This window comes from Methanosarcina siciliae T4/M (assembly GCF_000970085.1).
GTDB lineage: Archaea > Halobacteriota > Methanosarcinia > Methanosarcinales > Methanosarcinaceae > Methanosarcina > Methanosarcina siciliae.
In genome coordinates this window covers 3029938-3043711 of the sequence record NZ_CP009506.1, presented here as the reverse complement: position 1 = coordinate 3043711, position 13774 = coordinate 3029938, and the positions used below count along the sequence as shown (strand labels likewise).

The following is a 13774-nucleotide window of genomic DNA, read 5'->3' as shown; positions in this document are numbered from 1 at the left end:
AAATTTTCCAAATTGTGGAACTATTTTTGTGGGAATTTCCGACAGCTACAGCTATAAGCCATCAAGTTTAAGAACTAATTATTCTCCAATTCTAGCATTATCCATATTGGAATCTTGCTCTCATTAAAGGTGAGAAACCTTTCCATTTTCCAGTGCTGAAACACCGTTTGTTGAAAAAAGTAAATAGATTGTAACAAAAATTAGTTAGTCCATTATCGGTTTTGAATGACCTCGCTTTGTCTACTATATCACATATCAAAGAAAATATCTGTTCCATTGTATTATCTGTCTCAGGTGTAAAACCTTTTTTCAAGAAGCTCACATTCTTGCTGAAAATCTCTTCGGCATAAGAAATCGCTTTATGAGACGCTTCAGAAAGTTCAAGATCAGAGTTAAATTCTCGTATCTTCTGAATATGCGCAACAGCACTGATAACCGTATCAGAAAGTATCAATTGAGATATCTCATTGTAGGTAATCTTATCATTATCTGGAATCTCTTCAATAGAACTGAATTCCTCATAATACCTCTTACTAACGTTTTTTAATTGATGAAACACACAAAAAGAATGAGTCACTTCAGGAAAGACCATTTTTACGGCTCCAATGATCGCTTTATCCTCATCAGAAACAATCTTTTTGATTTTATCTTCAGGAAATCGGTTCTTTATTCGTATAAAAAGAGGCATCAGAGCCTCAATTGTTGGTAACCTCTCAGTTACTTCAAAATCTAAAATGACCTTCTCTTTGGTAGCAACAACGTAAACAGATTTATATCGCATTTTTTTCCATTCTTTCTTTGTGAGTTTCGTTCCAATAAATTCTTCAAGCTTTTTTTTCCATCCATTCTTGATCCAATTCCCATCAACATACAATGTTTCTTCAAAGCTAACTCCTTGGTTCAAAAGTTCTTGCTTTGAAAGTTTTGCTAGTTTCTGTTCATATAACCACAATGAAGTGGGACAAGGAGCTCTTCCACAGACATTAATTACTCCTTCTGTATATGTTTCCCCAATTCGCCGAGAATTGTGCAGACTGCATCGTCCATCGTATCTGACATTTATTTGTGTATCATAATATTCAGAACTGTAATTTGCAGAACCCTGAACACCAATAACCTGATCATGATAATGTTTCTTACAAGTGGGACAAAGCCAGTATGTAACATTGAGAGATATAGTGCCGTAACGTGATATAATAAAACGAGTGTGATGAGAGTTAACATGTAATTTACTTCCACAACTATCACACTGAGTAGGGGAGAATATAGAGAACATAGGATAGTATCGATTTTCAACCAAAACTTTTGGCAAAGGAATTATTATTTTGCCGTCAACTATTGTTTTTATCATTGATTTATCTATTGCAATGTTTCCTTTTCCCATAAATAGAAAAAATATATCAATATAATTAAAATTTTATTGTTTTGCACGATATAGAGGGAAAACGAAAAACCAGAAAATAATAAAAAGTCTCTTTTTTGTAAATGAGCTTTTTTTGGCATCATGGCCATAGGTGGTGCCAGCCACCTATAGCCTGGATGTGATGTTCATTGGAATTGAACAGTATTAGCCATGGCTATGGCCAGATTACCTACTATTTTGTTTTGGTGCCAAAGTATCGATACAATATATTCTACAATAAGCGAATTAAAAAGGATTGCGAGTTGATCTTCAACAATATTTGCAGCGGAGTGCGCCAGCACAATTTTGATTATCATACTCCATTATTTTGTATTCTCAGTTAAACGGAATTAAAAAAAGGCATAAGGTATGCTTCCATTCTATTTGATATTTTCGTTTATTTTTTAGTATTAAATATAAATAAAACTGATAATAATATAATTAAATATTATTAATTATAATATACATATAATCAAATATGAATATATATTTATTTACTGTTATAAACTCTCCTGATCTTCGGAATATAACCGCAAACAGTCGGTACGCCCTAACTTAATTATTATATTTATTATGAAATAATAAAATGCGACTTCCATAATTAACATTGTAGTAAACATTACAATGAAAACCCTGTAATGATATTCGGGAAAATCAATGCCGGAAACAGGATACTTTTGACATAGAGATGTAGACATGAGGCTTAAGTTAACGAAACACTGCCAACCAATATCGAATAAAAACAAAATAAATTTAAAACTTTTGATACTTTTTTATATACATTTGTAAGAAATTAGTTAAAATATTTATTATATAATATGAAAAAATTATACAAAAATACGTTAAATCTATGAAATAACTTTATATAAATGGCAAAAAATTACTACTATGTCGAAGGGAAGTGGAGTCCAAAATTTACGACAGGTAAAAAAATTCGGAACCTGACCTGCAAAGTCCACTGGCCAGTATCAGGTAAACCAGGATATAGAGAGATCTCCGACGATCAGTCATCTGAGGTATCCAGAAAAGGTGATTGAATTATTGGACAGAAAGAGTCTGGATAGAATAAGGACCGATCCAGACTCTTGCACATTACCGCCCGACAGTTCCCACTATAAAACCGTCGAGGATGACCTGGAGAAAGATGAAAATAATCCATTTCCAGGCTATTTTGTATTATTTCAGGATATCCATATAAAACTTACTGGACAGTACCTTTCAGAGAACTTCCAAAATAAAAATCAAATGATGGACCGGAAATGAAGCAACTCCACAAAAACAGAAAGGAGCTGATAGTAGTAAAACCTGCTGCCCAATTTCTGAAAAGTACCACTCCAATCTTACTTGAGCAGCAGGGCATGAAAGAAAACCAACCAAAAATTCACTCAAAATGAGAATTTTAACTAAACAAAACTCAAAAATTAACAAAATTTGGAGAAAATACTTATGTTTAAAAAAGAAAATTCAATAAAAATAGGCGCCACGATGCCGATCGCTCCCCCGCTCCTCTTAGGTGCACTGGTGCTTTTATTTGCAATCGCCTCTCCTGCCGCAGCAGACCCGTACCTCGGAGGAGTTCCCCTTACCACAGAGAACGGTACATACGGTACAGTAACCGGAGACCTGTGGTTTGATGCTTATCCCGGGTTTGATCAAGCATATAATCCAGACCTTGTGTGGAACTCCTCCACCTTACCGTGTGACCCAGATGATGTCACATGGGCAAGGCTCTATATAGACTCCTATATCGGAAATATGCAAGCAAATTATTCCCAGAAAGTCACTACGGAGTTTTACAATGGCTCCGGCTACGAAACTCTGGGCTCTGAGATCATGAACACAACCTACACGTTCCCAGCTGATGGGGGCAGTGGTCCGGTCTGGATAAATGACCACTGTAACCGTGTAACGAGCGATTTCCTGATATGGTATGACGTGACTGACATCATCAACTCATCAACTGCCTCAACAATTGTGAACGTGAGCAAGCCGGATGGCAGTGCTCCATGGGACGGCCGGGTGAAAGCGATCGTCCTGGTGGTGGCATACAACAATCAGTCCTGTAATGTAACTCATTACTGGGTGAACCAGGGCCATGATACGGACTCATATTTGACAGATTACTATCAGAGTTACACCGGGAATACTACCTTCAATACGTCAGCCGTTTATACTCCCGGGGAAGCTAACCTTACTGTCCTCCCCCTTGCGAGTTTCAACGGAAACTACACCTTCAACAATGATGATCAGTTGACCTGGGCCAACCCTCACCAGGGATCATATTTCCAATGGCAGAGCTGGAACGTCACAAGCTTAATTTCCAGTGGAATTGACAGCTATATGACATACGGCCGAAACGAAGAAGATGACAGGCCGCAATACAGCGGCTACTTCAAGATCCCGCTTGCTCTGCTGACCGTAGAGGACGAATCCCTTATCTACGACTTCAGCAATGAAACGCTGGGGAGGGCAGGGATATGTTTGTTTGCGTACAAATCTCAGACTCCTTTAAAAGCACCGAGTGCTAACGATGTTCCAAATACCGAATTTGTATATACAACGGATCCAACAGATAGTGATGAGTACCAGAAGATCAAATATGACGATGGTCAGTTCCAGGACAATCAAGCTGCTAATAATAACTATGCAGCACACCGGTTTGTGTTCAACGTTAGTTGTTGTTCCAATGCCTCCTATTTCGATGCAATCAACGTAACCTGGAATGGCAAAGGCTTGAATGATGATGGAAATGGCGTTACTCTCTACATCTGGAACTATAATACTGGTGCTTATGAACAACTGGACATCTGTTCTGATGCAGCCGAGCAGACCCTGACCGGAGAAAAAATAGCTAACCTTGGCGACTACATCAGCAATGACAAGTTAATAACTTTACTGGCGGAACAGAACAGTAAAACTGACAGATACGACAGCGAAATTTATACCGACTATGTAAAATTGGTTCTTAAACAATAAACAAAAGACTGTAGAAAAAACACACATCGGATATTGTTCCTGGATAAAGTGATACATAAAATAAGAGGTTTTGATAAGTCTCTCTTTTGTATGTAATGGCTAATGTACTTGATGTACAAGATCAAGTGCAAAAGCCTAAATTTTTTGGTGTATCACAATCGATTGAGGATTCAAGCAAACATAAAGAATACAAATTTTTTCGGGATAATACGATGAGATGGAATTATTAATGTGCATTATATAACATAATCTAATATATTTTTAATATTTGTTATGCATATAAATTATTATATTTGCATTAATTAAGAATATTTAAATAATAGTTATTACGAAATCTAATTCTTAATCATTATTTTATGAAAATTGTTAAAAAAATGTTAACTTCATTCATTGATCAAGTAGTTAGATTCCATATATTTACGGCTTCTATAGAGTAAAAGGAGAGAAGTCAATAGACATGCAGAGACTGAATTATTGAAAAAAAGACCTGCATATAACATGAATTAAATTATGAAAATCAATGCTATATCTAAAATTATCTTTTAGGTGAATATATTTTGATTTATAGGAGATAGTTTTATATGAATAAAAGAATATTTATAATTCTGTTTTCCCTTCTTTGCACGGTGTTAATAACACCTGCAGAAGCAAATACCTGGTACGTCGATGATGATGGCGGAGCAGATTTCACCAGTATCCAGTCGGCCGTCAACGCCGCTTCGTCTGGCGATACGATTTATATCAGGGCCGGAACGTATGAAGCATTTGAGGTCAGTATCCCATTCCTAAGTATCATCGGGGAAGGATCTGATCTAGTAACCGTTAATGATAGAATAGATATTCCGCAAACTGCGACTTCTGCAAATGCAACCGGAACTGTCCTTGAGGGAATGAAAATAACGACGGAACCAAACATTCGATCAGATACTGGTACGGCTTCGGATGTAATTATCAGAGATTGCTTGTTTGATGGACTAACCAGTAGTACAGGAATAAAAATGCAGGTTGAAAATCCAACGTTCGAACACAACATTGTTTCGAATAGTACTGGTAAATATGCTGCTATGTCAATAAAATCAAGCAACAATACAATAATTAGTAATAATACATTCACAGCCAACATTGGCGCAGCGTTTACTTTATACGATACTGGTAGAAACACTATCGTGACGAGAAATAATATTATTTCCAATGCTTATGCCGGCATTGAATTCTATGCAAACGCTGCCATTGGAGTAAATACGATATACCTCAACAATTTCATCGATAATGGAGTTATTGCGACAACTTCCGGAACCACCGCACCTTCATTGACATACTGGAACTCCACCGAACCTATAGCGTATACCTACAACGGTCAGACTTACACCGGTTACATGGGCAACTACTATTCTGACTACAACGGCACCGACGAAAACAACGACGGAATCGGCGATATCCCCTATGTCCTCCCTGACAGCCTAGGAACCGACAACTATCCCCTGATGCAGTCCTATGAAAACTACAACTTTGGCGGTAGCGGCCCTGTTATCCCCGTTTCTGCATTCACAGCATCACCGACATCTGGAGATGCACCTTTGACGGTCCAGTTTACCGATGAGTCTACTGGCTCTCCTACATCCTGGGCCTGGGACTTCGAAAACGATGGAATCATTGACAGTACCAACCAGAATCCTTCTTTTACATACACCTCAGCCGGGAACTACACCGTGAACCTCACAGTTGCCAATGCAGGCGGAAGTGATTCCGAGGTAAAGACTGATTACATTGTTGTCAATGAACCACTCCCGGAGCCGCCGGTAGCAGACTTTACGGCAACCCCGACATCCGGAGATGCACCGCTGACGGTCAACTTCACCGACGCATCAAACGGTACTGTCTCTTCCTATGCATGGGACTTTGACAACGATGGAAACGTTGACAGCGAAGATGAGAACCCATCGTATACCTACGAAACTGAAGGAACCTATTCTGTCAACCTCACAGTTACGAATGAAGATGGAAGCGATTCCGAGCTGAAGACAGATTACATAACCGTAACTCAAGCGGGTCAAGTGGCGACGAACGATCTTAGTATCTCAGGAATTGTCAACACCGTTCCGGCTTCTGCGGTCTTTGCCAGGGAAACAAATACTGTGAAAGTTCTCAATGTCAAAAACACAGGAACTGCTACCCTTACCAACATTTCGATAGCTGTGTATGCAAGCGACGTTTCCAGTGGAACAGTTCCCGTAGACACGACAACGATTGCGTCCCTTGCTGGCGATTCAAAGACCACCGTAACCCTGATCGACCCGACTATCCGTGACCTTGAAGGCGGCACCGTGACCTACACTGCCGTTGTCGACCCGGACAACCTTATCGCTGAAACGGACGAGACAAACAACAACAAGAGCAGTTCGGCTAAACCTCTAAGGTACAATGGGTATAAGGGCAAAGGCATCTACTGGGAAGGCGGAAGCAATATCACTACTAAGCATACCTTTGATCTTCAGGGGAACCTTCTGTATTCCACTCAGCCTGATTCTGCTTACAAGAGTGTTGGAGCATGGGGTTCCGGCAGGACCGAAACCTGGACTGCAAGCGACCTTCCGGTCCCGAGTGGTTCCACAATAGAAAAGGTCTTCCTTTATTTCGCCTACAACTGGGACCAGACCGCTGGCGGATATCCGTGGTTGAACCTCAGCTTCAACGGGAACATAATAGAGAACGGAAACCTCTCAACCGGGAACGGAAACCTCTACAGGGACTGGAGCAATTTTGGCGCCTATGCTGATTATGAATATGGGCTCTGTGTCTATGATGTAACTGACAGGTTTAGCTCGTCGGGTAACAGCTTTGTTACAACCCCCTATGATGGTGATAATACCCTCTACGGCAAAGTCGCACTGTATCCAAGCACCCTCGTTGTGGTCTACAGGAACGCTAATGAAACCAGGAAGCAGATCTTCATTAATGAGGAATGCGACGAGCTTGGTTTATCTGCATCCAGTTACGGGACCACGTCTGAAGAGGCTACTGCATACGCTCCTTTCACCGGCATGTCAATTGACGTGGAAAAGGTCACAAACGCTATGCTGTACAGCTTCGCCGGAAGTGCGGGGCCCGATGAAGGAAACCTGCTTTTCAACGGAAACATAGTGGCAACCAATGCATGGCAGGGAAGTTCCAACACTGCAAGTCCCCTGGTCTTTGATGCTACAAACTACATCAACGCAACCGGAAATGAAGCAGGTATACAGAGCACAACAAGCGGAGGTATGGATGCACTCCAGCAGATCCTTGTTATCGAATATGAGGAATCGGCACCTGCTGAGCCAGTAGCCGACTTTACGGCAACCCCGACGTCTGGAGATACACCACTGGCAGTCAACTTTACCGATACATCAACCGGGTCTCCGACTTCATGGTTCTGGGACTTCGGGGATGGAGCAAACTCAACTGAGCAGAACCCTTCCCACACGTACACATCAGCAGGTAACTACACCGTAAATCTGACTGTAGAAAATGAAGCTGGTTCTGACTTTGAGTTAAAATCGAGTTACATAGAAGTTTCCGAAGCTTCCGGGTCAACTGTTACTTTATACTTCGACCCAGAAAGTTCCTCAGTTCCGGAAAACGAATCTACTGAAATAAATCTCGTTGCCAGCAATTTCCCTGCAGGTCTTTCAGGCTACAACCTGACCGTTACTCTTGACGACCCGAATGTTGCCGAGATCGTGGACATCGAGTACCCTTCCTGGGCACTTATTACTGAGAACTCTACCCTTCCCGGAACTTCTATCTACATGAAGACTGTTGACCTGGAAGATTCCGTTAAGGAAGGGGCAGCAGATGTTGTGCTTGCTACTCTCAAAGTTTCTGGAAAGGAAAAAGGATCTGCGAACCTTTCGATCGGGGTTAAACGTCTGGAGGAAGATTCCGGAGATTCTATCGAACCAGCTCTCCTGGCAGGGACAATTGAAGTAACTCTTCTTTCTCCCCTGCCGGATCAGGAATATGCCCCTAGAGACCTTGACGGAGACGGGCTCTATGAAGACCTTACCGGAAATGGAGAGTTCAGTTTCGTGGATATTGTGGCATACTTCCACAACATGGACTGGATAGAGGAAAACATGCCGGTGGAGTATTTCGACTTCAACGGAAACGGAAGGATAGACTTTGATGATGTAGTGGATATGTTTGCAATGATATGATTGAAGAAAACAAAAAAGAATGAAAAAACAAAAAGGGGAATAGAGAAAAATTTTCTCAAATTTCCCATAACTTTTTTTCTTTCATTTATTTGAAAATACTTTTAATGATGGGACTTACGCGGTTGAAGCGTTTTCTCCGACTTTCCGCAGATGTTCTCAAAAAAATAACATTTTTCCTGCTATCGTTTTTGGAGAATCAGTCGAAAATTTGCAGTTATTATCTCAACTGAAGCTTAGGAAAATGGCTGCTGGAAGTTTTCAATGAAGGTAAAAATGTTGAAAATAGTCGGACATTTCAAAAATATTTCTTTGAACATCATGTACAGTATCCAGAAAAACGATAGCGGAAAAAATTGTGAAAATTATAAGGACATCTGCGGAAAGTGAGTTTTCTGTAAATCAGGCAAAAATATTTCGGCTCTTCGCTGTTTTATGTGGGTTGAAAATAATTGCTCAGTTAAAAAGTAGCTATGCCAAAAAGAGAAACAGCAAGCTTGAATGTGATTTTCAACCAGAAGTATTTCTAAATTTGTACGTGCTACTTCGACATTTTATAGATGAATGTAAGTTACCCACTCGAAATAGCGAAGAGCCAATATTTCTTCTATTATTAGGACTTATGAATTTGGGGTTTAAAATCAAAGGCATTAGACTTTCTTAGGGGAGCATAGTTTAGACAGTTGAAGATTTAATGCAGTTGATTTTCAGTTCAACCATTCAATTCATAATTAGCAAGGCGAGTGTTACAAATCAATTTATTTTTGTTACTTAATACATATATAAATAGATACTATTCTTATTTTTTAGATTAATTTATATACATCGTAACCATTTTTCATACTAAATTATCCAAGTTCTGAAAACTGAGCCTCTCCAGAAGATTCAGAATCCAAATTCGGATCAACTCCACAACATTGAATCGAATGTTGGAAGGATGAGAGAAGGCCGAGATACTTGAAAAGTTTGTTCTTGACTTCCGAAATGAGAAATAAATTATGTACAGTGACTTAAACTCAATAATTTGGGCTGATCTGAAAAACACAATTAACGCAGATCCAGGTTTTTTATATACGCCGCAAATTTTTTTGTTTTTTATTATTGGGAGATCCCCCCTTCAGACTAAGTGCCTATCCGAAAAGTCGGTAATGCGATCGAAAAGTTACAGCAGGTCTATAATAGCAGGGTGTCCTCTTCGGTTTTGCATATTGCTAATGGTTAGGTTACAGTAGGTCACAACACTTTTCGGATAAGCTCTAAAAGAGCTACAAAATAATTGTGATTCAATCCCGAACATCCCCTCAGATCCTGCTGAAAAGGGCTACAATCACAGGAGTTTCGGGCTAAAATTTCAGAAATGAGGAGTGAATGATAGATGAATAAAAGAATATTTATAATTCTCTTTGCGCTTATCTGCATGGTATTAACAGGACCTGCAGAAGCAAGGACATGGTATGTAGACGATAGTGGTGGAGTAGATTTTACAAGTATACGGGATGCTATCAACAGCGCTTCTTCCGGAGATACTATTTACGTTTATAATGGGACATATAGTGGTTTCTATGTAAATAAGCCATACCTGACAATTATTGGAGAGGGTAATGATCTCGTAACAGTCACTCCCAACGACGTAGGCCAATACAACGAAATAAGGCTTCCATATGGTACAGGTGATAATGCTACCGGGACTGTCCTTGAAGGAATGAACATAAGTATACAACTTCCATACTTTGGTACTTTTGGTACAGCTTCCGATGTTATTATAAAAAATTGCATATTTAATAGAGTTTTTTCTCGCATTTATATGGAGGGAGATAAATATACATTTGAAAATAATATTGTTTCAAATGCCAGTAGTTCTCAATCTATAGGTATAGATGCCACAGGTGCATCATACATAATAAGAAATAATTATTTTAATAATAATTACAATAGCTATGGTCATCTTTACATTCGAAGTGCTTGTACAGGTTCAATTATTGATGGTAATATTTTTTCAAATTCAGGTACGACCAGAAACCTCGTCTTGTCTGCTTCCGAATGCATTGTTTCCAATAATACCTTCATAAATAATACCGGAATAGGTATCCGTATATCTAATAACAATAATACCATTACCCGTAATACATTTATCAAGAACAATGAAGCGATTCAGATTTCTTCTGGAGAAAATAACAGAATTTATCTTAATACATTTAATGATACACAAGAAATCACTTATAAGACGGTTCCTTCCATCACCTACTGGTCTTCTCCAGATCAAATCACATATACCTATAACGGCACGACCTACGCCAGCTACATGGGCAATTACTGGCCCAACTACAACGGTACAGACACCAACGGTGATGGAATAGGGGACGATCCGTACGTCTTACCTGACAGCCTAGGAACCGACAACTATCCCCTGATGCAATCCTATGAAAACTACAACTTTGTTGGTAGCGGTCCTGTCGCTCTCGTTGCTGCATTCACAGCATCACCGACATCTGGAGATGCGCCTTTGACGGTCCAGTTTACCGATGAGTCTACTGGCTCCCCTACATCCTGGGCCTGGGACTTCGAAAACGATGGAATCATTGACAGTACCAACCAGAATCCTTCTTTCACATACACCTCAGCCGGGAATTACACCGTGAACCTCACGGTTGCCAATGCAGACGGAAGTGATTCCGAGGTAAAGACTGATTGCATTGTTGTCAATGAACCACTCCCTGAGCCGCCGGTAGCAGACTTTACGGCAACCCCGACATCCGGAGATGCACCGCTGATGGTCAACTTCACCGACTCATCAAACGGTACTGTCTCTTCCTATGCATGGGACTTTGACAACGATGGAAATGTTGACAGCGAAGAAGAGAACCCATCGTATACCTACGAAACTGTGGGTACCTACACTGTCAACCTCACGGTTGCCAATGCAGACGGAAGCGATTCGGAAGTAAAGACAAACTACATAACCGTAACTCAAGCGGCTCAAGAGGCGACGAACGACCTCAGCATATCCACAGTTCTTATTTCACCAAGCAATGTTGTCTTTGCCAGGGAAGCCAATAACATTGAGGTTTACGGCATCACTAACTCCGGAACAGAAACCCTTACTAATATTACTGTAGCCTTGTATGCGAGCGACGTATCCGATACAGTTCCTGTAAGCACGGCAACGATTTCTTCCCTTGCGGGTGGAGGGACAACAACTAAATTCATTACCGATCCCACCATTCGAGACCTCCAGGGAAGCACCGTAACCTACACTGCAGTTGTTGACCCGGATAATCTGATTCCTGAGACCAATGAGGCCAACAACAACAAGAGCAGGGCTGGACCGGTCAAATACAACGGGTACAAAGGAAAAGGTCTCTACTGGGAAGGCGGAAGCAATATCACTACCAGGCATACCTTTGACCTCCAGGGGAACCTTTTGTGCTCCACGATGCCTACAACTGCTTACAAGAGTGTTGGAACATGGGGTTCCGCCAGGACCGAAACCTGGACTGCAAGCGACCTTCCGGTACCGAGCGGTTCCACAATAGAAAAGGTCTTCCTTTATTTCGCCTACAACTGGGACCAGACGGCTGGCGGATATCCGTGGTTGAACCTCAGCTTCAACGGGAACATAATAGAGAACGGAAACCTCTCAACAGGAAACGGAACTCTCTATAGGGACTGGAGCAATTTTGGCGCGTATGCTGATTATGAATATGGGCTCTGTGTCTATGATGTAACTGACAGGTTTAGCTCGTCGGGTAACAGCTTTGTCACAAATCCCTATGATGGTGATAATAACCTCTACGGCAAAGTCGCACTGTACCCCAGCACCCTTGTTGTGGTCTACAAAAATTCTAACGAAACCCGGAAGCAGATCTTCATTAATGAAGAATGCGACGAGCTTGGTGTATCAGCATCCAGTTACGGGACCACTCTTGAAGAAGCGACTGCATATGCTCCTTTCACCGGGATGTCTATTGAAACAGGTAAGGTCCAGAACGCTACACTATACAGTTTCGCAGGAAGTGCGGGACCCGATGAAGGAAACCTGCTTTTCAACGGAAACATAGTGGCAACCAATGCATGGCAGGGTGATTCGAAAACCAGTAATGCACAGGTCTTTGACGTGAAGAGCTATCTCAATGAAACTGGTAACGAGGCTGGAATCCAGGGAACTACAAGCGGAGGTATGGACGCTCTTCAGCAGATCCTTGTTGTCGAATATCCGAAAGAAACTGTAGCTGGACCAATCGCAAACTTCAGTGCAAATGTAACTGAAGGTGATGCTCCTCTGACTGTTCAGTTCAGTGATGAGTCTACTGGATCTCCAACATCTTGGTTCTGGGACTTCGGGGACGGAGCCAATGCTTCCGAGCAGAACCCCTCGCATACTTATTCTGCAGAAGGTAGCTACACTGTAAATCTGACTGTAGAAAATGCTGCTGGTTCTGACTTTGAATTAAAAACGGATTACATCGAAGTTTCCGAAGCTTCCGGGTCAACTGTTACTCTCTATTTTGACCCTGAAAGTTCCTCTGTGGCAGAAAACGAATCTACTGAAATAAATCTCGTTGCCAGCAATTTCCCTGCAGGTCTTGCAGGCTACAACCTGACCGTTGCTATCGACGATCCGTCCATTGCCGAGATCGTGGACATCGAGTACCCTTCCTGGGCACTGATTACTGAGAACTCTTCCCTGCCCGGGACTTCTATCTACCTGAAGACTGTTGATGGGAACGATACTGTTAAAGCAGATGCAGAAAATGTTGTGCTTGCCATCCTCACTGTTTCTGGAAAGGAGAAAGGGTCAGCGAATCTTTCGATAGGGGTTGATAGAATGGATGACGATTCAGGAAATGCCATCGAGCCAACTTGTTTAACAGGAAAAATTGAAGTGCCCCTTCTGTCCCCACTGCCGGATCAGGAATATGCCCCTAGAGACCTTGACGGAGACGGGCTCTATGAAGACCTTACCGGAAACGGAGAGTTCAGTTTTGTGGATATAGTGGCTTATTTCCATAACATGGACTGGATAGAAACAAATATGCCGGTGGAGTACTTTGACTTCAACGGGAACGGAAGGATAGACTTTGATGATGTTGTGGATATGTTTGCAATGATATGAGTGAAGAGAATAAAAGAGAATGAAAAAACAAAAAGGGGAATAGAGAAAAATTTTCTCAAATTTCCCATAACTTTTTTTCTTTCATTTAAT

5 protein-coding genes and 1 pseudogene are annotated in these 13774 nt (G+C 41.1%); 5 read left to right on the top strand and 1 reads right to left on the bottom strand.

Annotation, left to right across the window (positions count from 1 at the left end; all coding sequences use genetic code 11):
* Positions 1-97: 97 nt before the first annotated feature.
* On the bottom strand, positions 98-1384 hold the full coding sequence (locus MSSIT_RS12770) for a transposase (protein WP_011021898.1): 1287 nt from the start codon (positions 1382-1384) through the stop codon (positions 98-100).
* 167 nt (positions 1385-1551) lie between these two features.
* Here MSSIT_RS12770 and MSSIT_RS22275 point away from each other — a divergent pair.
* From MSSIT_RS22275 to MSSIT_RS12750, 5 genes and pseudogenes are all read left to right on the top strand, one after another.
* A pseudogene (locus tag MSSIT_RS22275) lies at positions 1552-1731 on the top strand (IS200/IS605 family transposase); the annotation flags it as partial.
* Between the two features lie 712 nt (positions 1732-2443).
* Positions 2444-2665 (top strand): hypothetical protein, encoded by a 222-nt coding sequence (locus tag MSSIT_RS12765; protein ID WP_048172835.1) that lies wholly within the window; start codon positions 2444-2446, stop codon positions 2663-2665.
* 183 nt (positions 2666-2848) lie between these two features.
* Entirely contained in the window at positions 2849-4378 is a 1530-nt protein-coding gene (locus MSSIT_RS12760) for a DUF3344 domain-containing protein (RefSeq protein ID WP_048172834.1), read from the top strand.
* Positions 4379-4959: 581 nt separating this feature from the next.
* Positions 4960-8574: a DUF3344 domain-containing protein gene (locus tag MSSIT_RS12755; RefSeq protein ID WP_082088993.1), complete on the top strand. Its 3615-nt coding sequence runs from the start codon at positions 4960-4962 to the stop codon at positions 8572-8574.
* Positions 8575-9946: 1372 nt separating this feature from the next.
* On the top strand, positions 9947-13684 hold the full coding sequence (locus tag MSSIT_RS12750; protein ID WP_082088992.1) for a DUF3344 domain-containing protein: 3738 nt from the start codon (positions 9947-9949) through the stop codon (positions 13682-13684).
* The last annotated feature ends 90 nt before the right edge of the window (positions 13685-13774 follow it).